Annotated in this window: 19 protein-coding genes; 8 read left to right on the top strand and 11 right to left on the bottom strand. The window is 64.4% G+C overall.

What is annotated here, in order from left to right; all coding sequences use genetic code 11:
- On the top strand, positions 1 to 554 hold a 554-nt coding region (locus tag PHW99_RS08030; protein WP_300175501.1), incomplete at its 5' end, for a chromate transporter.
- Positions 551 to 1147 (top strand): chromate transporter, encoded by a 597-nt coding sequence (locus PHW99_RS08025; RefSeq protein ID WP_300175499.1) that lies wholly within the window; start codon positions 551 to 553, stop codon positions 1145 to 1147. The genes PHW99_RS08030 and PHW99_RS08025, both read left to right, overlap by 4 nt.
- Here the strand turns inward: PHW99_RS08025 and PHW99_RS08020 are convergent.
- The 4 genes from PHW99_RS08020 to PHW99_RS08005 are packed head-to-tail and all read right to left on the bottom strand — an operon-like array spanning position 1121 to position 5281.
- Positions 1121 to 3070, bottom strand: a complete 1950-nt coding sequence (locus PHW99_RS08020) for an acyltransferase family protein (protein ID WP_300175497.1) — start codon at positions 3068 to 3070, stop codon at positions 1121 to 1123. The genes PHW99_RS08025 and PHW99_RS08020 overlap by 27 nt on opposite strands.
- Before the next feature lie 33 nt (positions 3071 to 3103).
- On the bottom strand, positions 3104 to 3448 hold the full coding sequence (locus tag PHW99_RS08015; protein WP_300175525.1) for a hypothetical protein: 345 nt from the start codon (positions 3446 to 3448) through the stop codon (positions 3104 to 3106).
- Positions 3449 to 3500: 52 nt separating this feature from the next.
- Positions 3501 to 4274 carry a 23S rRNA (guanosine(2251)-2'-O)-methyltransferase RlmB gene (gene rlmB / locus PHW99_RS08010; RefSeq protein WP_300175495.1) on the bottom strand — a complete coding sequence of 258 codons (774 nt, stop codon included), beginning with the start codon at positions 4272 to 4274 and terminating at the stop codon, positions 3501 to 3503.
- Between the two features lie 41 nt (positions 4275 to 4315).
- A complete protein-coding gene (locus PHW99_RS08005) occupies positions 4316 to 5281 on the bottom strand; it encodes an alpha/beta hydrolase (protein ID WP_300175493.1) in 966 nt (321 codons plus the stop codon).
- A 53-nt stretch (positions 5282 to 5334) separates the two neighbouring features.
- On the opposite strand from PHW99_RS08005, the gene PHW99_RS08000 reads away from it, so the two are divergent.
- The 3 genes from PHW99_RS08000 (at position 5335) to PHW99_RS07990 (ending at position 11636) form a co-directional block, all read left to right on the top strand.
- Positions 5335 to 6477: an iron-containing alcohol dehydrogenase gene (locus PHW99_RS08000; protein WP_300175491.1), complete on the top strand. Its 1143-nt coding sequence runs from the start codon at positions 5335 to 5337 to the stop codon at positions 6475 to 6477.
- Positions 6478 to 6597: 120 nt separating this feature from the next.
- On the top strand, positions 6598 to 10056 hold the full coding sequence (locus PHW99_RS07995) for a DUF2126 domain-containing protein (RefSeq protein ID WP_300175489.1): 3459 nt from the start codon (positions 6598 to 6600) through the stop codon (positions 10054 to 10056).
- A gap of 305 nt (positions 10057 to 10361) precedes the next feature.
- Positions 10362 to 11636, top strand: coding sequence for a glycerate kinase (locus PHW99_RS07990; RefSeq protein ID WP_300175487.1), 1275 nt, complete (start codon positions 10362 to 10364; stop codon positions 11634 to 11636).
- Between the two features lie 53 nt (positions 11637 to 11689).
- On the opposite strand, the gene PHW99_RS07985 is transcribed toward PHW99_RS07990, so the two are convergent.
- The gene (locus PHW99_RS07985; RefSeq protein WP_300175486.1) at positions 11690 to 12823 is read right to left on the bottom strand and encodes a methyl-accepting chemotaxis protein; all 1134 of its coding nucleotides are present in this window, start codon (positions 12821 to 12823) and stop codon (positions 11690 to 11692) included.
- Positions 12824 to 12887: 64 nt separating this feature from the next.
- Positions 12888 to 13586 carry a ProQ/FINO family protein gene (locus PHW99_RS07980; protein WP_300175485.1) on the bottom strand — a complete coding sequence of 233 codons (699 nt, stop codon included), beginning with the start codon at positions 13584 to 13586 and terminating at the stop codon, positions 12888 to 12890.
- Between the two features lie 77 nt (positions 13587 to 13663).
- Here PHW99_RS07980 and PHW99_RS07975 point away from each other — a divergent pair, with 77 nt between their 5' ends.
- From PHW99_RS07975 to PHW99_RS07965, 3 genes are all read left to right on the top strand, one after another.
- Positions 13664 to 16303 (top strand): circularly permuted type 2 ATP-grasp protein, encoded by a 2640-nt coding sequence (locus PHW99_RS07975; protein ID WP_300175484.1) that lies wholly within the window; start codon positions 13664 to 13666, stop codon positions 16301 to 16303.
- A complete protein-coding gene (locus tag PHW99_RS07970; protein WP_300175483.1) occupies positions 16300 to 17220 on the top strand; it encodes a transglutaminase family protein in 921 nt (306 codons plus the stop codon). Before PHW99_RS07975 ends, PHW99_RS07970 begins: the two co-directional genes overlap by 4 nt.
- A 91-nt stretch (positions 17221 to 17311) precedes the next feature.
- A complete protein-coding gene (locus PHW99_RS07965) occupies positions 17312 to 17770 on the top strand; it encodes a RidA family protein (protein WP_300175482.1) in 459 nt (152 codons plus the stop codon).
- Positions 17771 to 17773: 3 nt separating this feature from the next.
- Here the strand turns inward: PHW99_RS07965 and PHW99_RS07960 are convergent, their stop codons facing one another.
- The 5 genes from PHW99_RS07960 to PHW99_RS07940 form a co-directional block, all read right to left on the bottom strand.
- Entirely contained in the window at positions 17774 to 19609 is a 1836-nt protein-coding gene (locus PHW99_RS07960; protein ID WP_300175480.1) for a methyl-accepting chemotaxis protein, read from the bottom strand.
- A gap of 67 nt (positions 19610 to 19676) precedes the next feature.
- Complete coding sequence (gene folK, locus PHW99_RS07955; RefSeq protein WP_366913185.1) at positions 19677 to 20195, bottom strand: 2-amino-4-hydroxy-6-hydroxymethyldihydropteridine diphosphokinase; 519 nt, start codon at positions 20193 to 20195, stop codon at positions 19677 to 19679.
- A 3-nt stretch (positions 20196 to 20198) separates the two neighbouring features.
- Positions 20199 to 21782, bottom strand: a complete 1584-nt coding sequence (gene pcnB / locus PHW99_RS07950; protein WP_300175478.1) for a polynucleotide adenylyltransferase PcnB — start codon at positions 21780 to 21782, stop codon at positions 20199 to 20201.
- Between the two features lie 42 nt (positions 21783 to 21824).
- The gene (locus PHW99_RS07945; RefSeq protein WP_300175476.1) at positions 21825 to 22502 is read right to left on the bottom strand and encodes an HAD family hydrolase; all 678 of its coding nucleotides are present in this window, start codon (positions 22500 to 22502) and stop codon (positions 21825 to 21827) included.
- Between the two features lie 22 nt (positions 22503 to 22524).
- Positions 22525 to 23001: DnaA/Hda family protein (locus PHW99_RS07940; protein WP_300175473.1), on the bottom strand; the 477-nt coding region annotated here is incomplete at its 5' end.

Below are 23001 nucleotides of genomic sequence, written 5' to 3'. Positions count from 1 at the left end.
CCGATCTGTTCTGGGCCTTCACCTGGCTGGCACTGCAGGGTTTTGGCGGTGTGCTGGCCGTTGTGCAACGTGAGCTGGTGGAACGCAGGCAGTGGCTCACGCAGGAACAATTTCTGGAGGACTGGGCCGTGGCACAGGTCCTGCCCGGCCCCAACGTCGTCAATCTGTGCCTGATGATCGGCGACCGCTATTTCGGCGTTCGCGGCGGGCTGGTGGCACTGGCGGGCATGCTGACGTTTCCACTGATGATTGTGCTGCTGCTGTCCCTGCTGCTGGCCGGGGTGTCCGAATCAACCCATTTACAAGGTGCGCTGCGCGGCATGGGTGCCGTGGCCGCCGGCATGATTGCCGCCGCCGGCCTCAAATTGTTGCCCGCCTTGAAACAAAATGTGATGGGTGCCCTTGTATGTACTGCACTTTCAGCTATTACATTTATAGCTATCGCGATTCTGCGCATCCCCCTGATCTGGGTACTGCTGGTGCTGGGTGGTTTGGCCGGGTGGTGGGCCAACCGACAGCTGGGCCTGGCCCCCGCGCAGAGGAGTCAGCCATGACCCTGAGCTTGACGCTGGCCGACTGGCTGGCCCTGCTGAGCCATTTTTTGACACTGTCGCTGCTGGCCATTGGCGGCGCCATCACCACCGTGTCGGACATGCACCGCTATCTGGTCGAAGAACAGCACTGGTTGCTGGACAGCCAGTTCAACTCGTCGATTGCGCTGGCGCAAGTGGCACCTGGGCCCAATGTGTTGTTTGTCGCCCTGCTGGGCTGGAACGTTGGCCTCAATGCCGGTGGTGGCCCCCACGGCACAGCCCTGGCCTGGGCCAGCGCCTGGCTGGGCATGGTGCTGGCGATGCTGGGCATCTTGCTGCCCAGCACCACGCTGACCCTGGTGGCCTCACGCTGGGGCCATCAAAACCGCGAACGACGTGGCGTGCGTGCCTTCAAACAAGGCATGGCGCCAATTGTGGTGGCGCTGCTGCTGGCCACCGGCTGGACCCTGACGAGCAACCTGGGCACCTCGCTGTCACACTGGCCGATGTGGCTGCTGGCAGCCACCAGCGCCGTGGTAGTGTGGCGCACCCGGCTGCACCTGCTGTGGCTGCTGGCAGCGGGCGGTTTACTGGGCTGGTTTGGCTGGGTCTGAGCCCTGCTGGCGTAGCGCCGATAACGCCGCCTGAACATCGGCGCTGAAACGCAGCGCGGCACTCTGTGACAAGTGCGAAATGTCGCGAAAATTCACCTCGCCGCCTTCGGCCAGACGACACACCTGCGCGTCACACAGCCGCGCCAGAGGATCCAGCAGCTGCACCCGCCCCTGGCGCAGCGGTTGAGCCAATTCGGTCAGCAGGGTCTGGCGCATGGCCAGCGGCCCGCTTTGGGTGGCCAATGGCACCACCATCTGCGCCACGGCCTGACCGGCCTTGATCTGCTGCATGGCATACACCTGCGGCACGTCCAGCCCCGGCTCGGGCAACGGGCCCAGCAGCAGCACCGTTTTGCCCATGGCCACCAGCTGGCGCACCAGTGCCACGGTACGCTGCAAGCTGGCGTCGGCGCTCCACAAACGGCCAATCACCACGGTCTGCAATGACGGCGTCTGCGCTACTAGGTCGTTGACCTCATTATTGAATTGTTCACAAGCGGCAGCAATCGAGGTCGGCAGCCCCGACGGCTGGCCCGCCAGCGTGGCGCGACAACCGCTTTGGGTCGCGATCAACCCGCCCTGCCCGAGCGCCAACGCAGCATCGGACAGGGCACTCAAATACTGATTGGCATGGGAATCTCCCCACAGCAACAGACTGGGTGCGCCAGGCGCGCCAAAATGGCAAAAGCGCTCGGGCGCGTCCTTGCTGGAGTCACCCCGACGGAAACAATCGTCGCGCGGGGTATTGAAAAACACCGCACTGGAGGCCCGCTGCACATAGTCCGGAAAGCGGGTCGGCAGCCCCCGGGTCTTGACCACCCACAAGCCAAACGCCAGCACCACCAGCAGCGCCAGCGCCACCCCGGCCCACAGACGGCGCGCCGTCCACCAGCCCGAACGGGCGCGAATCGGCTGCTCGACAAAACGCCAGCTCAACACCGCCGCCAGCAGCGACAAAGCAGCCAGCGCAGTCAACGCTCCCGCCGACAAGGCAACACCATCGGCATACTGCCGGGCAAACACCAGCACCGGCCAGTGCCAGAGGTACAAGGAATACGACACATCCCCCAGGCGCTGCAGCGGCCAGGCGCGCCACAGCCCCTGCACCACCGGCGCATCCCCAACGGCGATCAACGCCACCGCCGCCAGCACCGGCAACAAGGTCCAGACGCTAGGCCAGCGCAAACCGGCGTCCAGCCCGGCAAAACTGCCCAGCAACACAACCAGGCCCAGCGCCGCCACCAGGTTGCGCCTGGCCAGCGGGGCAACACGCGGCAGCCACAGCGCCAGCAGGCAACCCGACAAAAATTCCCAGGCCCGTGCCGACAACAGGTAAAACGTGTCCACCGACTGCACGCTGGCACCATACAGGCACCACCCCAGCGACAGCAGCCAGGCCAATACCAGCCAGCGCCCCAGATGGGAAGCGGCCAAGCGCCAGACCAGCACCATGCTCACTGGCAGCAACAGGTAAAACTGGCCCTCCACCGACAGAGACCAGGTATGCAGCAGCGGCTTGGCATGGGCCGCCACGTCAAAGTACCCCTGCTCACCGGTGAACGCCAGGTTGGACAGAAAAAACAGCGCCGCCATGACATGGCGAGTGGTTTTCAGATAGTCATACGGCAGCACATACCACCAGCCCCAGACCAGGCAGGCGAGACACAACACCGCCAGCGCTGGGAAGATGCGGCGCAGGCGCGACAGATAAAACTGCTTGAACGAAAAATGGCCACGGCGCAGTGCCGCCCAGATCTGGGAGCCGATCAGAAAGCCAGAGATGACAAAAAACACATCCACACCAGCAAAGCCCCCGCCGGCGCCAGGCACACCGTAGTGGTAAGCCACCACCGCCAGCACGGCCAGCGCCCGCAGCGCATTGATGTCCGGCCGGAAATCGGCCTTTTGCTCGACGCCACTCATGGCTGAGGCTGGCTGATCAAGCCCGCCACCCTCTCAATGCGGGTTTTCAAAGAACAGGTAGTTGGAAGCGAAATCACTGATCTCGAAATACACTTTTTTCTCATTGGGATCAGCGATGAAGTTGAAGTTTTCGTCAAGCACGCCATAACCATAACGGTAGGGACGCGGCTGGTTGTCCTGGGTCCCCATGGCGGTACTGAGCTTGTCGATTTTCAGGAACCGGCGCACTACCTTGTCACCGGCGTAGACCTCCAGAACCCCGTTGGTGCCGGTCCAGTTCTGGATGTCACGGCTGATCTTGTTTTGCTGCTCCTGGGTGCACCCATACAGAACAAATAGGTCTCCAGCCCAGATAAACAAAGCAGATATAGCTCTCATATTAATAGCACTCATGGTCACCCCGGTCAAAACGCGGAACAAAACAGCAGCCCTATTTCAGGCTGCGCTGGCGCAAGGCCTCGTACAGGCAGACACCGCTGGCCACCGACACGTTCAGGCTTTCCACCGCTCCACGCATCGGGATGCTCACCAGCTCGTCACAAGTCTTGGCCGTGAGCTGGCGCATGCCGTCACCCTCGGCCCCCAGCACCAGCGCCACCGGCCCGGTCAGATCGGTCTGGTACAGGGTACGTGGCGCCACGTCGCTGGTGCCAATGATCCAGATGTTGCGTTCCTTGAGCTCGTTGAGGGTACGCGCCAGATTCGTCACCATGAAATACGGCACGGTCTCCACGGCGCCACTGGCCACCTTGGCCACGGTGGCGTTGATACCGGCCGCATGGTCCTTGGGCGCAATCACACAATGCACACCGGCACCATCGGCCACCCGCAGGCAGGCGCCCAGGTTGTGCGGGTCGGTCACGCCATCCAGCACCAGGATCAACGGCGGTGTGCGCTCTGCCAGCGGCAGCGCGGCATTGGCTGCTTCCAGGTTTTCCAGCAGCTCGTCGAGTGAATGCACCTGCTTGATCTCCTGCACCCGCGCCGCCACCCCCTGGTGGCCGTGGCTGCCGGCCAGCTTGGCCAGACGCATGCCGTCGGCCTCGATCAGGCGCACACCGGCTTCGTTGACCCGCTCGACAAACTGACGCATGCGGGCGTCACGGCGACTCGGGTCAACGTAAATTTCAACAATCGATTGCGGTGCGGTTTTCAGGCGCACGCCCACGGCATGAAAGCCGAAAAGAACTTTGGGGGTAGACATGTGCCGATTATCGCTGGCAGACCCTGCCCAGGCCGCGCCGCTCAGGCGGCCAGGGCAAAGGCGTGGCGCAAGGCCCGCGCTGCATCCAGGTGCGCTTGCCGGGCCTGCGGGATCAGCCGCCCCATCTTGATGAACTCGTGCACCACGCCACGGTACAACTCCAGGTCCACTGCCACCCCGGCGGCGCGCAGTTTGTCGGCGTACAACAGCCCTTCATCCACCAGCGGGTCACATTCGGCCAGGCCGAACCAGGCCGGCGCCACCCCCTCCACATCCGGCGCGCACAGCGGGGCAAAGCGCCAGTCCTCCCGGTCTGCGCGATCTGGAATGTAGAGGTCAAAAAAATAGGCAATGTGCGCCGCCTCCAACACAAAACCGTGCGCAAACGTATGGTGTGACGGCGTGTCGGCATGGGCGGTGCAGCCGGGGTAAAACAGCAACTGCAGCCTCAACGGCACACCGGCATCACGGGCCTGCAGGGCGCAGGCCGCTGCCAGCGTGCCGCCGGCGCTGTCACCCCCGACAGCGATGCGGCGGCTGTCCAGCCCCTGGTCGGCGCCGTGCCGCGCCAGCCAGGCCACCGCGTCCCAGGCGTCCTCAAACGCCACCGGGAAGCGGTACTCCGGCGCCAGCCGGTAAGCCACCGACACCACCGCGCACTGCGCCAGATGACTCAGCGTGCGGCACAACACATCATGGGTGGCAATGCTGCCAATCGTGAAGCCGCCGCCATGCAGGTACACCAGCACCGGCAGCGGCTCGGTCGCCTGCGGCGCGTACAGCCGCACCGGCAGGTCGTAGCCATCGCGGGCCGGCAGCGTGAAACTCTCGACCCGGTCGATCTTGGGCGGCTGCAGATCCAGCACACCGGCATTGGCCTCATAGGTCGCCCGTGCCTGTTGCGGCGTCTGGGCATGCAGCGGCACCTGGGCGGCCCGCGCCATGCGGTCCAGCACACCGTGCATGGCAGGAGTCAGTAAGGCGCGCGGATTTCGATGGTGGCTCATAGACGGCAAACTACGGATACAGTGCAAACCTTGATGCTAACCCGGAGTGCCCCATGGCCCTGATCTACTACGTCACGCAAATCCAGTTCGAGATGGGCGCCATCCGTCTGCTCCAGCAGGAATGTGTCCGCACCGGCATCAGCCGGCCGCTGATCGTCACGGACGCCGGCGTCAAAGCCGCCGGCCTGCTGCAAAAAGCGCTGGACGCCCTGCCCGGCATGCGTGTCACGGTGTTTGACCAGACGCCCTCCAACCCCACCGAAGCAGCGGTGCGCGCGGCGGCGGCCAGCTACAGCGCCGCCGGATGTGACGGCCTGATCGCCGTTGGCGGCGGTTCCTCCATTGACTGCGCCAAAGGCGTGGCCATTGCCGCCACCCACCCCGGCCCTTTGTGCACCTACGCCACCATCGAAGGCGGCTCGCCACGCATCACCGACCGGGTTGCGCCGCTGATCGCGGTGCCTACCACCAGCGGCACCGGCAGCGAGGTGGCGCGCGGCGCCATCCTCATCGTGGACGACCACCGCAAGTTGGGGTTTCACTCCTGGCACCTGGTGCCCAAAGCGGCCATCTGCGACCCCGAACTCACGCTCGGTCTGCCCCCGCTGCTGACCGCCGCCACCGGCATGGACGCCATTGCCCACTGCATGGAAACCTTCATGGCGCCCGCCTTCAACCCGCCCGCTGACGGCATTGCCCTGGACGGGCTGGCCCGCGGCTGGGCCCACATCGAACGTGCCACCCGCCACGGTGATGACCGTGAGGCGCGCCTGAACATGATGAGTGCGTCCATGCAAGGTGCCATGGCGTTCCAGAAAGGCCTGGGCTGCGTGCATTCACTCAGCCACAGCCTGGGCGGCGTCAACCCGCGTCTGCACCATGGCACCCTCAACGCCCTGTTTCTGCCTGCCGTGATAGCCTTCAACGCTGCGGCGCCATCGGTGCAACAGGACCAACGTCTGGAGCGCATGGCGCAGGCCATGGGACTGCGCAGCCCCAGTGACATCGGCCCCGCCATCCAGGACATGAATGCGCGGCTGGGCCTGCCCGGCGGCCTGGCGGCCCTGGGCGTGACCGAAGCCCAGTTTGAACCCATCATTGCCGGCGCCATGGCTGACCATTGCCACAAGACCAACCCACGCCTCGCCACGCCTGACGACTACCGGGCGATGCTGCAGCAAGCCCTGCCGGCCTGAGCTGCCGGCTGTTCCGGCACCCCGGCCCGACTGGCACCAACATTGCTTGATGGTGCGTGTTGTCCTATGTCCCCGTTCCTGATTCAAGCCCGCTCTGGTTGGGGCTTTTGAGGCTCAAGCATGTCCATTCACGCCGCACTGAACCACGTTTCCCACTACACCTATGACCGGCTGGTGCAACTCGGCCCGCAAGTCATCCGCCTGCGCCCGGCACCACACTGCCGCAGCAAAATCATTTCGTATGCCCTGAAGATCGAGCCCGCCGCCCACTTCATCAACTGGCAGCAGGACCCGTTTGCCAACTACCAGGCGCGTCTGGTGTTTCCGGACAAGACCCGGGCATTCAAGGTCACCGTCGATCTGGTGATGGACATGGCGGTCTACAACCCGTTTGACTTCTTCCTGGAACCTGAGGCTGAAGAATTTCCTTTCAGCTATGCAGCCGGCCTGAAGCAGGAACTGCTGCCTTACCTGACCCCCGAGCCGGTCACACCGCTGGTGCAGGCTTACCTGGAGCGGATCGACCGCACCCAACGCCGCAGCGTGATGTTTCTGGTGGACCTCAACCAGATGGTGCACCAGGACATCCGCTACACCATCCGCATGGAGCCGGGGGTGCAGCCCCCCGAACAAACGCTGACACTGAAGTCCGGCTCGTGCCGCGACTCCGCCTGGCTGCTGGTGCAATTGCTGCGCCACTGCGGGCTGGCTGCGCGTTTTGTCTCGGGTTACCTGATCCAGCTGAAACCAGACGTCAAATCACTCGATGGCCCCAGCGGCACTGACGTGGACTTCACCGACCTGCATGCCTGGTGTGAGGTGTATTTGCCCGGCGCCGGTTGGGTTGGCCTGGATGCCACCTCGGGCCTGCTGGCGGGTGAAGGACATATTCCGCTGGCCTGCACGCCCCAGCCGTCCAGTGCTGCACCGATTGAGGGCGGTGTGGACCCGTCCGAGGTGCTGTTCACCCATCACATGGCCGTCACCCGCATTGACGAATCGCCACGCGTCACCCGACCCTACACCGAGGCGCAATGGGCCGACATCATGGCGCTGGGCGACGTGGTCGACCATGATCTGGCCGCTGGTGATGTACGCCTGACGATGGGTGGTGAGCCCACTTTTGTGGCCGTGAATGACCGCGACGCACCAGAATGGAACACCGACGCCCTGGGTCCGACCAAACGTGGTTTTGCCACCGAACTGGTGCACAAATTGCGCCAGCGCTATGGCCAGGGCGGTTTTCTGCACTTTGGCCAGGGCAAGTGGTATCCGGGTGAACAGCTGCCACGCTGGGCCTTGTCCATTTACTGGCGCGCCGACGGCCAGCCAATCTGGACCAACCCGGCCCTGTTCACCGACGAGCGTCTTCCCACCCACTACACCAGTGCAGACGCGCAGCGCTTCACCCGGCGGCTGGCGGCCAAGCTGGGCGTGACCGACAAATTCATCCAGACCGGCTATGAAGACAGCTGGTACTACCTGTGGCGTGAACGCCGCTTGCCCGTCAACGTGGACCCGTTTGATGCCAGACTCGACGACGACATGGAGCGCGCCCGCCTGCGCCGCGTCTTCACCCAAAAGCTCGACACCCCGGTAGGTTATGTGCTGCCGATCAAAGTGCTTGGGTATACCGAGCCTGATGGTGCCGCCTGGACCACCGGCCCCTGGTTCCTGCGTGATGAACGGATGTACCTGATGCCGGGTGACTCCCCCATGGGCTTGCGCCTGCCGCTGGACTCGCTGCCCTGGGCCAGCCAGGCCGACTACCCCTACCTGATCGAGCAAGACCCCAGCACCCTGCGTGCTGAACTGCCGGCCTGCCATCACGCGTTCGCCCGCTATGCACCTGGCAAGACCACAACCACCGAGGCGCCAACCCGATTCCAGTCACCCGGCACAAACAGCAGCACGTCAGGCTCACCCGGTGCTACACAGGCCGAACCGGCTGACTTTTCTCGCGTGCCCAAGGCCTTTGAGTCTGCCCACTGGATCACCCGCACCGCCCTGTGTGTCGAGGTACGCGACCCACGCCGTGCCAGTGGCCCCAAGGCCGAGGCGGAGGGTGAGGCATCGGGCGTGATGTATGTGTTCATGCCGCCGCTGGAGCAACTGGAACACTACCTGGACCTGCTGGCGGCCGTGGAAGCCACGGCACAGGAGCTCGGCGTCCGAATCGTGCTGGAGGGTTACCCGCCGCCACGCGACCCGCGGCTGAAACTGCTGCAGGTCACACCCGACCCCGGTGTCATCGAAGTCAACGTCCACCCGGTCACACACTGGCAGGAACTGGTGGCCAACACCGAGTTTTTGTACAACGCTGCCTTCGAATCACGCCTGTCGGCAGAAAAATTCATGACCGATGGCCGCCACACCGGCACTGGCGGCGGCAACCACCTGGTGATGGGCGGTGCCACCCCGGCGGACAGCCCGTTTCTGCGCCGCCCTGAACTGCTGGCCAGCCTGCTGCTTTACTGGCACAACCACCCGTCCTTGAGTTACCTGTTCTCCGGCATGTTTGTCGGCCCCACCAGCCAGGCCCCGCGCGTGGACGAGGCGCGCAACGACCAGCTCTACGAGCTGGAGATCGCCATCGAACAAATCTACAAAAGCCGCGAGCGTCATGGTCAGTCCATGCCGCCGTGGCTGGTGGACCGCAGCCTGCGCAACTTGCTGATCGACGTCACTGGCAACACCCACCGCAGCGAGTTTTCCATCGACAAGATGTACTCCCCCGACTCGGCCACCGGTCGCCTGGGGCTGCTGGAGTTACGCGCCTTCGAGATGCCGCCGCACCCGCAGATGAGTTGTGTGCAGCAGCTGCTGCTGCGCGCGCTGGTGGCCCGCTTCTGGAAGACACCTTACCAGGCCCCGGCCACCCGCTGGGGCACCGAGCTGCACGACCGCTTCATGCTGCCCAAATTCATCGAGATGGATTTCAAGGACGTGATGAGCGAGCTGCGCCACGCCGGTTATGCCTTTGACGACAGCTGGTTTGCCCCGCACCTGGAATTCCGCTTCCCGCTGATTGGTTCGGTCTGCGCTGCGGGCATCGAGCTGACCCTGCGCAACGCCCTGGAGCCCTGGCACGTGATGGGGGAAGAAGGCACGGCGGGCGGCACCGCGCGTTATGTGGACTCCTCGCTGGAGCGCATTGAAGTGTCTGTCACCGGCCTGAACCAGAGTCGTTACGTGATCACCTGCAACGGCCATGCCCTGCCGCTGCAGCCCACCGGGGTGATGGGCAGTTATGTGGCGGGGGTGCGCTACAAGGCCTGGAACCCACCCAGCAGCCTGCACCCCAGCATCGGTGTCCATGCCCCGCTGACCTTTGACATGGTGGACACCTGGATGCAACGCTCGCTCGGTGGCTGTCAGTACCATGTGGCACACCCGGGTGGTGTGAACTACCAGAACCTGCCGGTCAATGCCTTTGAAGCCGAAAGCCGCCGCCTGTCGCGCTTTGCCGCCATGGGCCACACACCGGGCCTGCTGCAGGTGCCACCGGCCACCATCCATGTGCCCGCCAGCCGCGAATTCCCCTTCACGCTGGACTTGCGGCGGCGGTCACCGAGGTAGGCACCGGCACAGGTGGTGCCGCTGCACCGCGCCGGTTGTTGTGGAGGCTGTTTAGTTAAAGTGAAACCGGGGATTCGATTTTCTCGGCAAGTTACCGAGTTGGATCACTCAGCGCTGGTGAAGGCGCTGGAGCTGATGGGCAACTGCGAAGTGGCCAGTGGCGGCTGATTGGCCACCAGTACGGCTGGGTAGGCGTTGCGGCTAAGATTGGCCAAGCGGCCCACGGGCAACCAGTTTGCTATGTAATTTATAGCTAAACAGGCAGTTTGCACCCGGGCTGGAGGCCAATTTGACACATATAACCCATGACCCACTCCTGCGCCACTGATCCCCGCGCGCTGCTGCGCCAGCTGTTTGATGCCGCCGTGGCTGCCGCCCAGCCCGCGCTGTGCCTGCCACCGCACTTGCCACCAGCGCCCAAAGGCCGCACCATCGTCATCGGCGCGGGCAAAGCTTCGGCGGCCATGGCGCAGGCGCTGGAAGCGCATTGGCCCGGCCCGCTCGAAGGCCTGGTCATCACCCGCTACGGTTACCAGCAGCCGTGCCAGCGCATCGAGATCGTGCAGGCTGCCCACCCTGTCCCCGACCCAGCTGGCTTGCAGGCCACGCAGCGCCTGCTGCAAGCGGTGCAGGGTTTGACCGCTGACGACCTGGTGATTGCCTTGATTTCCGGCGGAGGCTCTTCACTATTGGTCGCGCCTGGCGCAGGTTTGACGCTGGCTGACAAGCAAAACGTCAACAAAGCCCTGCTGGCCAGCGGGGCCAGCATTGCTGAGATGAACTGTGTGCGCCGCCACCTCTCCAGCATCAAGGGCGGCCGCCTTGGTGCCGCTTGCTACCCGGCGCCATTGCTCACGCTGCTGATCTCCGACGTGCCCGGCGACTCGCCGATGGACATTGCCTCTGGCCCCACCGTGGCCGACTCGACCACCTGCCTGGATGCGCTGGACATCGTCAGCCGCTACCAGATCACCCTACCCGGCGCAGCCCGCCAGTTGCTGGAAAGTGGCGCCGGTGAAACCGTCAAACCCGGTGATGTGCGCTTGCAAAACAGTCGCGTGCGCATGATCACCGCGCCGCAAATGGCGCTGGAGGCCGCGGCCAAAGTGGCACAGGCGGCGGGTTACACCCCCTGCATCTTGGGTGACAGCCTGGAAGGTGAAGCTCGCGACGTGGCCAAGGTGCTGGGCGGCATGGCGCGCCAGGTGGCGTTGCGCGGCCAGCCGTTCCAGCCCCCCTGCGTGTTGCTGTCCGGCGGTGAAACCACCGTGACGCTCAAAGGTCAAGGCCGGGGTGGCCGTAATGTGGAGTTTTTGCTGTCACTGGCCGTGACGCTGGCTGGCACGCCCGGTGTGTACGCCCTGGCTGGCGACACCGACGGGGTGGACGGCGTGGAGGAGATTGCCGGCGCGCTGCTCACCCCTGACACGCTGGCGCGCGCCTGGGCGCAGGGCCTGAACCCGCGCCATTTTCTGGACCACAACGACGCCCACAGCTTTTTCCAAACCCTGGGGGACGCGGTGGTGACTGGCCCCACCCTGACCAATGTGAACGATTTCCGGGCGATTTTGATCAGCTGATCTGCACCAGGCCCGCTGCAGGTTGCCCCCTCACACGCGGGTGGTGTTTCGCGCTAAGGCCGGAACACACTGACCGCCTGCGTCAGACCACTCACCTGTTCATTCAGGGTTTGTGACGCTGCGGTGGACTGCTCCACCATGGTCTCGTTGAGCCGGGTCATCTCATCCAGCGCATGAATGGCGGTGTTGACCTCGACCATGCCCTGGGATTGCGCCTGCGCCGATGTGCTGATGTGAACCATCTCGCCACGGACCAGATTCACCGAGGTGACGATATCGTCCATGGTGCTGAGCGCAGTTTTGACCTGCGCCGAACCAGCGGCCACTTTCTGCACCGAGTCCTCAATCAGCGCCTTGATCTCGCGCGCGGCCTGGGCACTGCGGCCGGCCAGATTTCTGACCTCGCTGGCCACCACCGCAAAACCACGCCCCTGCTCACCGGCGCGCGCCGCTTCCACCGCGGCATTCAGCGCCAGGATATTGGTCTGGAAAGCAATACCGTCGATCACGCCAATGATGTCAGCGATCTTGTTGGAACTCTGGTTGATCCCGTCCATGGTTTCGACCACGTCAGCCACCACTTGCCCGCCCCGCGTGGCCACCTCGGCGGCCCGGGCAGACAGGGTATTGGCATGGTTGGCGGCATCCACCGACTGCTGAACGTCGTGCGCCAGGGTGGCCACACGCGCTGCGGTCGACTGCAACTGGTCCACGGTTTGAACGGTACGCGAGTTCAGATCACGGGTGTCGTCGGCAATCTCCCGTGACACATCAGCAATCCGGCTGGAGGCGTGGCCAATGGTGCCGAGGGTTTTCTGAAGGGTGTGCACCATTCTTTGCAGGGAATCGAGCAGACTGCCCCGGGCTGCCTCGGGGATGTGTGCCGACAGATGGCCATCGGCAATCCGCGCCAGAATCTCGCTGGCCATCGATGGGTCGCCACCCAACACATGCAGCGCAGTGCGCCGGATCCAGACCGTAAAGGCCAGACAGGCCAGCACACACACCACGGTGAGTAAACCCGCCGCCCAGCCGCCGATGGTCAGGTAACTGGCAATCGTGGCGGCATCAGCGGTCGCGGTCTCACGCTGGATCCACCAGGCCCCCAGTGCCACGGCTGAGCCGGCACCCGCCACCATCACCGTGGGCACCAGCATCGAGAACGTGAGTTTTTGGGTGTAGTTCATGGTCCGTCCCTTTGAATCGAGTTCCGATTCTAGAAACGTCAACCAGCCGGTGCGCCCAGAGCTGCTAAACGTCGGACCGGCTGGCCACCAACTGGCGGTGTTTCAGGGCCGCCCGCAGCAGCCCGGCGTCCATGCCCAGGGCATCGGCAAAAGCCTCGACCGACTGGCCGCTGGCTTCAAACGCCTTGACCAGAGCGGCGCTGCGCGCACGTTGCTGATCCACCAGCTCGATCGCCTCATCCAACACGGCGCTGATGGCCTCGCTGGGTGTGCCGATACGCGCCAGATAGTCCGCACGCGCCAGGCCGGAATGCTCGTAGGCCGCCACCAGCTGGGCACGCAGCTTGGGACGCAGGTCTTCGGTGGCGCGCGCCTGGCGGCGGGCAAACAGCTCGGCAATCGACAAAAACACATGCTCCGGCGCCACCGCTTCCACGGCCTGGCCCTGCAGGTCGTGGCGCTGGAGGCCGGCAGCCACACATTGCAGATAACGGGTCGAGCGGGTGTGCACACCCAGGGCGGTTTTGAGCGTGTCTTTCTTGAACACGTCAGGATGGGCGGCCAGCAGATCCTGGTAGATCCCCAGCTTCAGCGGCAGAAAGTGCCGGCCAAACAGATGCGGATACAACTCAAACAGTTTTTCCAACACCGGCTGGGCCGATGCAAAGCGGTTTTTTGTCTTGGCGGCAGGCTGGGCTGGCGCCGGCTCGGCCACGCTGGCTGGGCTGTCACTCACGCGGGGTTCGGTCATAGTGTCGGTCATGGCTTGGATCGGGTCGATCAATTGGATGAACCCGCGATTGTCATTCAAAGTGCGGCTTCACTGGCATACTTGCCCCAATGAAACCCGTCCAGCCGTCACCCCGCCCTGATCACCGTCCGGCCACCGCCCGGCTGGGCGAGCTGGCCCGCCACTTCCGGGCAGCGGGTGGCCACTTTGACGAAGTGCGCGGCACGATGGCTGGCGAAGCGACCGCAAACGCTACCAATAACATAGCTGCTCAAGCAGACATGACGCGGGCATGGGCCGGTTTTTTTAATACTTTGGAGGAAGAAACCGCAGCCGGCATGGCACAACGCAGCACCCAGTTGGCACGCCAGGTGCGCGACAACGGCATCACCTACAACGTTTATGCTGACGACAACGGACCACAGCGGCCCTGGTCACTGGACCTGTTTCCGCTGATGGTGGATGCGGCCAGCTGGCGGCACATCGAAGCGGGTGTGCTGCAGCGCATGCGCCTGCTCGAACACATCATGCAGGACGTCTACGGCCCGCAGCAGCTGCTGGCCGCCGGTTTGCTACCGCCAGCACTGGTGCAGGGGCATCCGGGTTATCTGCGTCCCATGCATGGCGTCAAGCCGGCAGGCGGCCGTTACCTGCACATCGCCGCCTTTGACCTGGCCCACGGGCCGGACGGCCACTGGTGGCTAGTCGGGCAGCGCACCCAGGCGCCCTCCGGTCTGGGTTACCTGCTGGAAAACCGGCTGGCCATCTCGGCCCAGTTCACCCGTGCCTTCGACAGCCTGAAAGTGCAGCGCTTGGCCAGCACCTACCGTGCGCTGATGGACAGCCTGCAGGCCATGAGTCCGCAGGGTGCCAACGCCCACCTGGCCCTGCTGACGCCCGGCCCCTACAACGAAACCTATTTTGAGCATGCCTACCTGGCGCGTTACCTCGGCCTGACCCTGGTGGAAGGCAGTGACCTGCTGGTGCGTGACGCTTGCCTGTACCTGAAGACGCTTGACGGGCTGGTGCCGGTGCATGGCTTGCTCAAACGTGTTGATGACGAGTACCTGGACCCGCTGGAACTGCGGGCCGACTCCACGCTGGGTGTGCCGGGGCTGCTGCAGGCCATCCGCGCCGGCAATGTGCTGGTGGCCAACGCGCCGGGCTCGGCGTTTCTGGAGTCCCCCGCCCTGCTGGGTTTTCTGCCGGCGCTGGCGCGCCAGGTGCTGGCTGAAGAACTGTCCCTGCCAGCTTTGCCGACCTGGTGGTGTGGTGAACGCAGCGCCATGCTGGATGCCCTGGCCCAGCTGCGGGACTGTGCCATCAAGCCCACCTACCCGGGCAGCCCGCGCCACCACAGCTTCGAGTCCGTGCTGGGGCGTGAGTTGTCACCCCAAGCCCTGGACGAATGGGCCGGGCGCATTGTGCGCCAACCCCAGGAACACACGATCCAGGCCTATACCCCGCTGTCACAAATGCCCACCTGGTCGGGCGAGCCGGGCCTGCAGGCGCGCTCGGTCATGCTGCGGGTGTTCGCAGTGTCCGACGGCGCCCAGGGCTGGCGCGTGTTGCCGGGTGGCCTGGCCCGGGTGGCCAGCGCGGGCCAGGAAATCACCGCCATGCAGCGTGGTGGCAGCAGCGCCGATGTCTGGGCGCTGACCCAGGGCGAGGTTGACCCCACCACCCTGATCCAGCCGCACCTGACCCCCGCCAGCCTGCTGCAACGCAAACGGCTGGTGACCAGCCGGGCCGCCGAAAACCTGTTCTGGCTGGGCCGCTACACCGAACGCACGGAAAACACCCTGCGCCTGGCGCGTCTGACGCTGGACTGCCTGCACGGTGAAGCGCCGCCGTCCGGCGCGCTGCTGGGCTGGCTGGGACAGATGGCCGTGGTCAACACGCTGGTGTTGCCCGGCGTCCCCAGCCCACAGCAGGCACCGCGGGTGTTTGAACGCGCCCTGATCGACAGCCTGGACAGCAGCCACGGCGCCACCAGTGTCGGCTACAACCTGCGCGCCCTGAAACTGGCCGCCGCCAGCGTGCGTGAACGGCTGTCGCAGGAGCACTGGCGCATCATCACCCGCGCCGAAGAGGCGCTGTTTGCCCGTTTTGCCGACTACCGCCAGCACGGCGAGGACTCGACGCTGCGCGCCCTGCAGATCCTCAAGGACACCAGCGACCAGATGGCGGCCATCACCGGCGCCCAGACCGACCGCATGACCCGTGACGATGGCTGGCGTCTGCTGAGCATTGGCCGGCACATCGAACGATTGGCCTTTTTGGCCTCGGCCCTGAAGCAGGCGCTGGCCTGCCAGAGCCTGGCGTCCGACAGCGGCTTTGACGCGATGATCGAGCTGTTTGACAGCGCCATCACCTTCCACGCGCAATTCCAGCAAAGCCGCGACATGCCGGCCCTGATTGACCTGCTGGTCATGGACCGCGACAACCCGCGCTCCATCTCCTGGGTCGCTCACACCTTGCGTGGCCGCCTGGCAAAACTGGCAGGCAGCGCCCCCGACCAGCTGGCCCCGCTGTCGCTCAAGGTGCCTGATCCCGGCGCCTGGGACCTGACCGCCTTGTGTGATGACAGTGCCCCGGATCAGCCCGCAGCCCCGGCCAGCCCGCGTTACGCGTTGCTCAGCAGCCTGCTGCAGCAGTGCCAGCGCTCGGCCTGCGAGGTGTCCGAAGAGATCAGCACCACCTATTTCACCCACGCCAGCCTGGTCAACCGCAGTGTGGGCGCCTTATGAAACTCCAGATCACCCATGAGACGGTGTACGACTACACCCCAGCGGTGGAGACGGCGCAGCACATGGCCTACCTGACGCCGCGTCACGGTGCCAGCCAGCAGGTGCTGACCCACCGGCTGGACATGGACCCGCCACCGGCGCAACGCCACTGCACCACCGATGTGTTTGGCAATACACGGTGTTTTTTCTCGCTGCAGGAACGCCACCGGCAGCTGCGCGTGCTGGCCTGCAGTGAGGTCATCACCCAGGCCGTCACCCTGCCGCCGTGCGACATCGCATGGGAGCAAGCCCGCGAGCGCTTTCGCTACCAGGCCGGTGGCGCGTTCGATGCCGCCAGCGAATTTGTCTTTGCCTCGCCGATGGTGCCGCTGCAGGCCGAATTTGCCAGCTACGCCCAACCCAGCTTCGGCCCCGGCCAGAACCTGCGCACCAGCGCGCTGGACCTGATGCACCGCATCCACCGCGAGTTCCGCTACGAGAGCCAGAGTACCGAGGTCAACACCCCGGTGCTGCAGGCGCTGGCGCAACGCAAAGGGGTGTGCCAGGACTTTGCCCAGATCTACATCGCCTGCCTGCGCTCGCTGGGGCTGGCGGCGCGTTATGTCAGCGGTTATCTGCTGACCCAGCCGGCGCCGGGCGCCGTCAAGCTGCGCGGCAGTGACGCCTCGCACGCCTGGGCCTCGGTGTATCTGCCCGCCCCGCCCGAGGCCGCCGGCGCGGCCGCAGCCCCAGGCTGCTGGCTGGATGTTGACCCCACCAATGACCGCGCTGGCTGGCCCGCGCCCGGGGAGGACTATGTGACACTGGCCATCGGGCGGGATTTCTCCGACGTGTCGCCGCTGCGCGGTGTGATCCACGGCGGCGCCAGCCACACGCTGCGTGTTGGGGTCACCGTGGAGCCGGTGGCATCCAGCTAAAATCCTCACCCTGAATTGCTACGTATTTCATAGCTATAACAGCTTATTTCATCCGGGCTAGAGCCCTATTTTTCTTACAGAAAGACCCAGCATGAGCATTTACGCCAAACTCGCCGAACTCAACATCACCCTGCCCCCCGTGGCCATTCCGGCAGCAGCCTATGTGCCTTTTGTCCAGACCGGCAACCTGGTGTTTCTGAGCGGCCACATTGCCAAGAAGGACGGCAAACCCTGGGTCGGCCAGCTCGGCAAGAACCTCAGCACCGCCGAAGGCCAGGCGGCTGCACGCGCCATTGCCATTGATCTGCTGGGCACATTACACGCGGCGGTGGGTGACCTCAACCGCGTCACACGCATCGTCAAGCTGATGTCCCTGGTGAACTCCACCGGCGACTTCACCGAACAACATCTGGTGACCAATGGCGCCAGCGAACTGATCGGCCAGGTGTTTGGCGCAGAAAAAGGCGCCCATGCCCGCAGCGCCTTTGGGGTTGCCCAGATTCCGCTGGGTGCCTGTGTGGAAATTGAACTGATTGCCGAACTGGCCTGAACGTCAGAACGTTTCCCAATCGGAATCGGTGGTTGACGTGGCCTTGATCGCCGCCGGCTTTTGCAAGGCGGGTTTGCCGGCAGCCACGCCGGGTGCGGCTTTGGCGGTGGTCCTGGCTGGCGCTTTGGGCGTCGAACCCAGTTGCTTGGGCGCGGGTTTGCCCGACAACACGGGTTTGTCCCGCAGTGCCGGCCTGGCACTGGCCGGCGGCAGCTGGGCGGGCCGCCGGTAAGCCACCTGCTGCGGGCGTGGCGTGATGTCACGCGGCGGCAGCTGGGCCAGAGACGGGCTTGAGGCGCTGGTTTTGAACACGGACACGGCCTGCGCCAGCTGACTGGCCTGGCCACGCATGCTCTCGGCGGCAGCGGCGCTTTGCTCGACCAGGGCCGCGTTTTGCTGGGTCATCTGATCCAGGTTGCCAATCGCGCTGTTGATCTCCGAAATACCGGCGCTTTGCTCGCCCGAGGTGGCCGTGATCTCGTTGATTACCTCGGCCACCTTGCGCACCGACTGCACAATGTCGTTCATGGTGGCACCGGCATCCGATACCAGTTGGGTGCCGGAAGCCACCTTGTCGACCGAGGTGTTGATCAGCATCTTGATCTCCTTGGCGGCTTCGGCGCTGCGTTGCGCCAGGCCGCGTACCTCGCTGGCCACCACGGCAAAGCCGCGGCCCTGCTCGCCAGCGCGTGCCGCCTCCACGGCGGCATTGAGCGCGAGGATGTTGGTCTGGAACGCAATGCCATCAATCACTCCAATGATGTCGGCAATTTTTCGGCTGCTGTGGTTGATTTCTTCCATGGTGCTGACCACCTCGCGCACCACGGCACCACCTTTTTCAGCCACGCTGGAGGCATTGGCCGCCAGGGTGCTGGCCTGGCGGGCGTTGTCCGCGCTGACCTGCACGGTCTGCGTCAAATGGTTCATGCTCGAGGCGGTGGTCTGCAGGTTGCTGGAGGTCTCTTCGGTGCGGTGGGCCAGATCGTTGTTGCCCTGGGCAATTTCGGCACTGGCGGTGGCAATGCTGTCGGTGCTGCGGCGCACCTGATTGACCATGTGGCCCAACGACTCACTCATGCTGGCCAGTGACTTCATCAGATCACCAAATTCATCACCCCGGCCGACATCCACATTCGCGCTGAGGTCACCCTGGGCAATCCGGGCGGCCAGTTCATTGGCCTGGGTCAAGGGGCGGTGAATGGTGCGAATCAGCCAGGCTGCGCCCAGCAAAATGGTCACCAGCAAAACCACCATCAAGCCCCCCGAGAGCAAAACCAGGTCACTGGCGCGCTTGGCATAACCGGCGCGCGTCGTTTCATAGTTCTGCTCCTGCATCACCACAAAGTCATGCTGTGATTTTTGATAAGCGGCCATGGCCGGCAGGTACAGGGTATTCAGGGTGGTGGTCACCCCTTCGGGGTTCCCGTCGGCGCGGTGTTTCATGGCCTGGGCCCGGGTGTCGAGCACTTTCTTGCGGTTCTCGCCAACCGTGGCCAGCAGTGCCTGGTCAGCAGCCGTCAAACCACTGCCTTCGATGGCTTTTTGAATCTTGCCAATTTCCGCCGACGTCGCAGCAATCTCGTCCTTGATGCCAAGCTCGACTGCCGGATCACTGCTGAGCAACACCGCATACGAACGCGCCGCATTGGCTTTGGTCAGCCCTTCCCACTGAATCGTCTGCTTGACACGTTGACTGAGCCGGTCAAGCACCTCCGTGCTCTGTGCCCGATCACTGGCACTGCGCCAGGCGGTGTACCCCACCACCAGTGAGATGCCGACCACAATCAGCCAGATGGAAAGCCACAGCTTGGTCGCCAGGCGAAGGTTTTTCAGGTTCATGACTTAACTCCAGTCCCACTTGTTAACGATGCATCTTAGCGCGGCTGGGTCTGCCAATTCACAGGTTTTATCCCGATGAGCCCGCCAGCAGCCGCTCAATGCGTTGATCCCGTACCCCGGCCAGCTGCGCGGCACTGATCCGCTCGGGTGCAATTTCGGCCAAGGGCAACAGCACAAAGGCGCGCTGCATCATGCGCGGATGCGGCAGCACCAGCTGCGGGCTGTCCATGCGGGCGCTGCCATACAACAACACGTCCAGGTCCAGCGTGCGCGGAGCGTTGGGGTAGGGCCGCTCGCGCCCGGCCTGGGCTTCAAGCTGCTGCAGCTGGCGCAACAGCTCAGGCGCCGTCAGACCGGTCTGGACCGCCACCACGGCATTGATGAAATCCGGGCCGCTGGCCTGCACCGGCGCCGTGTGATACAGGCTGGAGGCGCGCACCAAGCGCGTCTGCGGCAAGGCGGCCACCTGCTGTATGGCCGCCAGCACGGTGGCACGGGCGTCCCCCAGATTGGCCCCGAGCGCCACGTAGGCCAGCACCGCTGGCCGCGCCTGCCCAGGCATCGGGTCGGAACAGTCAGCCGACAAGGTTCAGTCCTGGGCGGGCGAGCCACCGGCCTCCCCGCCAGCCCCCCGGTTCGGGCTGCGGCGACGGCGGCGGCGTTTTTTCGGGGCATCGGCGCCCTCAGCCTGGACTTCGGCTTCGGGACGGTGCAGGGCACTGGCATCATCCATGGCCGGAGCTTGCCCGGCGGCGCCATGGACCGGGCTCTTGTGCACCCGGGGCGCCCGCGCTGGCTTGGGCCGCTGCTGCTGCTCCAGCCGTACCTGGTCGACCATGTCGCGGCGCAGGTTGTCATCGGCCAGGCTGAACTCCTCCCACCAGTCCGACAACACCTCATCGAGTTCGCCGTTTTCGGCACGCAGACGCATGAAGTCAAAGGCGGCCCGGAACCGTGGCTGTTCGACCAGACCAAACGGCGCACTGCCCACTCGCTTTTCAAAACGCGGCTGCATGGTCCAGATGTCACGCATGTCACCGGCCAGCTTGCCGCGCCCGGACACGTCGCCAATACGCGCGTTGAACACATCGTCAATGGCGTCCATCAGCGCCGGGTGGGCGTGCTGCTGGTTTTTCAGGCGCTGCGCCCAGCCGTCACGCACATCGGCCCATAGCACGCAGGCCAGCAGAAAACTCGGCGCCACCGGTTTACCTTCACCAACACGGCGATCGGTGTCAAGCAGCGCGGCTTTGACAAACGGCTGCTCAGCACGCTCCACCACCACATCAAGCAGCGGGTAGATGCCACGCGCCAAGCCCAGCTCCTTGAGTTTGTCGATCGAGGCCAGGGCATGGCCGGTTTGCAGCAGTTTGAGCATTTCGTCAAACATGCGGCTTTGCGGCACCTGCTGCAGCAAGGACTGGCTCTTGACCAGCGGCGCCACAGTTTTGGGGTCGAGCTTGAAACCCAGCGCGTTGAGTTTTGCGGCAAACCGCACGGCTCGGATGATGCGCACCGGGTCTTCGCGGTAACGGGTGGCGGCGTCGCCAATCATGCGGATCACGTGTGCCTTGGCATCCTTCATACCGTGGTGGTAGTCCACCACGATCTGCCGCTCGGGGTCGTAATACATGGCATTGATGGTGAAATCGCGCCGCGCGGCGTCTTCGTCCTGCGGACCCCAGACGTTGTCGCGCAGCACCCGGCCCGAGGCATCCACCGCGTGTTTCATGCCGGCCAGGTCACTCTTGCTGGTTTTTTCATTGCCCGCCACCTGTTCGGCAGCGGCATTGTCCAGATAGGCGCGAAAAGTCGAGACCTCGATCACCTCATGCTCGCGGCCACGCCCGTACACCACATGCACGATGCGAAAACGCCGGCCGATGATGAAGGCGCGCCGGAACAGGCCCTTGACCTGCTCGGGCGTGGCGTTGGTGGCCACGTCGAAGTCCTTGGGCGCCAGGCCCAGCATCAGGTCACGCACCGCACCACCCACGATGTAGGCCTCAAACCCGGCATGTTTCAGGGTGCGCACCACATTCACGGCGCGTTCGTCCACCAGTTTGGGGTCAATGCCGTGCACCTCGGGGCCAATTTCGGCGCGTTTGCCAAACGGGCTCTTGGCCGTGGGTGCGGCCTTGCCGAGAAGTTTGTTGATGAATTTTTTAATCATTGTGTTGTCCTGATCGGGTGAACCGGGCTGACAGCGCCTCACTCACGCGTCGGTTGGGAAAAGATCGAGTATGCGCCAGCCGCGTTCGCCGGCGATGGCACGCAACCGGTCGTCGGGGTTGGTCGCCACCGGGTGGGTGACACGCTCCAGCAGCGGCAGGTCGTTGATCGAATCGGTGTAGAAGGTGCTTTCGACGTCGTCCCAGGCCAGCTGGCGGCTGGCCAGCCACTGCTGCATGCGCGCCACTTTACCCTCACGGAAAGACGGCGTGCCCAGAATGTCCCCGGTGAACCAGCCAGTGGCCGGGTCACGCACCAGGTTGATGGCAATCAGCTCGGGCACACCAAACGCGCTGGCGATCGGACGTGTGACAAATTCGTTGGTGGCGGTGACGATCACCGTGGCGTCCCCCGCCGCCTGGTGCGAGCGAACCAGCTCCAGCGCCTGGGGTTTGATGGCTTTTTGCACCACAGCCCGCATAAACTGGGCATGAGCAGCTTCTGAATTTGTAGCACCTTGCTGCCGGATGGCGGTGGTGGCAAAACGCACATAGGCATGGATGTCGAGGGTGCCGGCCTTGTACTGGGCATAAAAGGCCTCGTTGCGGCGCGTGAATTCAGCGGCATCGTTCCAGCCCAGTGCGGTGGTGAACACCCCCCACTCGTAGTCCGAGTCGGTGGGGATCAAGGTGTGGTCAAGGTCGAACAGGGCCAGTTTCATGGGTGGTACAGGGGGACACGCTTCACGCGTTGTCCATCATGGTTTTGATCAGGGGAATGGTGATGGCACGCTGGGTTTGCAGGGCATACCCGTCCATCAGGTCCAGCAGTTCCATCAGTGACCCCAGGTCACGGCTGAAACGTGTCAGCATGAAGTCCATCACCTCGTCGCTCAGGGTGATGCCGCGCGCCTGGGCGCTGGCGCGCAACACGCTGCGCCGCTGGGTTTCATCGAGCGCCTGCAGGGCAAAGACATGGCCCCAGCCCAGGCGCGAGCGCAGGTCGTCACGCAGCTTCAGGTCAGCCGGCGGCAAGGCACCCGCGGCCAGCACGGCAATCTGCTGGGTCTGGGCGTTGACGAACCAGTTAAAGGCCGCCTGCTGTTGCGTGGCATCGAAGGCATGGACATCGTCCATCAGCACGGCGGCCCAGTTGTCATCAAAACCCGCCGGATTGGGCACACTGGCATCCAGCCAACCCACCTGCTGGCCCTGCGCCTG

The sequence above is a fragment of the Rhodoferax sp. genome (assembly GCF_028689305.1).
Lineage (GTDB): Bacteria > Pseudomonadota > Gammaproteobacteria > Burkholderiales > Burkholderiaceae_C > Rhodoferax.
Note: the sequence above shows the minus strand (reverse complement) of the source record. Positions and strands in the feature narration are given on the sequence as shown.

Excerpts from the sequence above, each read along its gene's own strand:
- PHW99_RS08025 (WP_300175499.1), top strand. The coding sequence starts at position 551 with ATGACCCTGAGCTTGACGCTGGCCGACTGGCTGGCCCTGCTGAGCCAT.
- PHW99_RS08020 (WP_300175497.1), bottom strand. The coding sequence starts at position 3,070 with ATGAGTGGCGTCGAGCAAAAGGCCGATTTCCGGCCGGACATCAATGCG.
- PHW99_RS08015 (WP_300175525.1), bottom strand. The coding sequence starts at position 3,448 with ATGAGAGCTATATCTGCTTTGTTTATCTGGGCTGGAGACCTATTTGTT.
- rlmB (WP_300175495.1), bottom strand. The coding sequence starts at position 4,274 with ATGTCTACCCCCAAAGTTCTTTTCGGCTTTCATGCCGTGGGCGTGCGC.
- PHW99_RS08005 (WP_300175493.1), bottom strand. The coding sequence starts at position 5,281 with ATGAGCCACCATCGAAATCCGCGCGCCTTACTGACTCCTGCCATGCAC.
- PHW99_RS08000 (WP_300175491.1), top strand. The coding sequence starts at position 5,335 with ATGGCCCTGATCTACTACGTCACGCAAATCCAGTTCGAGATGGGCGCC.
- PHW99_RS07995 (WP_300175489.1), top strand. The coding sequence starts at position 6,598 with ATGTCCATTCACGCCGCACTGAACCACGTTTCCCACTACACCTATGAC.
- PHW99_RS07990 (WP_300175487.1), top strand. The coding sequence starts at position 10,362 with ATGACCCACTCCTGCGCCACTGATCCCCGCGCGCTGCTGCGCCAGCTG.
- PHW99_RS07985 (WP_300175486.1), bottom strand. The coding sequence starts at position 12,823 with ATGAACTACACCCAAAAACTCACGTTCTCGATGCTGGTGCCCACGGTG.
- PHW99_RS07980 (WP_300175485.1), bottom strand. The coding sequence starts at position 13,586 with ATGACCGACACTATGACCGAACCCCGCGTGAGTGACAGCCCAGCCAGC.
- PHW99_RS07975 (WP_300175484.1), top strand. The coding sequence starts at position 13,664 with ATGAAACCCGTCCAGCCGTCACCCCGCCCTGATCACCGTCCGGCCACC.
- PHW99_RS07970 (WP_300175483.1), top strand. The coding sequence starts at position 16,300 with ATGAAACTCCAGATCACCCATGAGACGGTGTACGACTACACCCCAGCG.
- PHW99_RS07965 (WP_300175482.1), top strand. The coding sequence starts at position 17,312 with ATGAGCATTTACGCCAAACTCGCCGAACTCAACATCACCCTGCCCCCC.
- PHW99_RS07960 (WP_300175480.1), bottom strand. The coding sequence starts at position 19,609 with ATGAACCTGAAAAACCTTCGCCTGGCGACCAAGCTGTGGCTTTCCATC.
- pcnB (WP_300175478.1), bottom strand. The coding sequence starts at position 21,782 with ATGATTAAAAAATTCATCAACAAACTTCTCGGCAAGGCCGCACCCACG.
- PHW99_RS07945 (WP_300175476.1), bottom strand. The coding sequence starts at position 22,502 with ATGAAACTGGCCCTGTTCGACCTTGACCACACCTTGATCCCCACCGAC.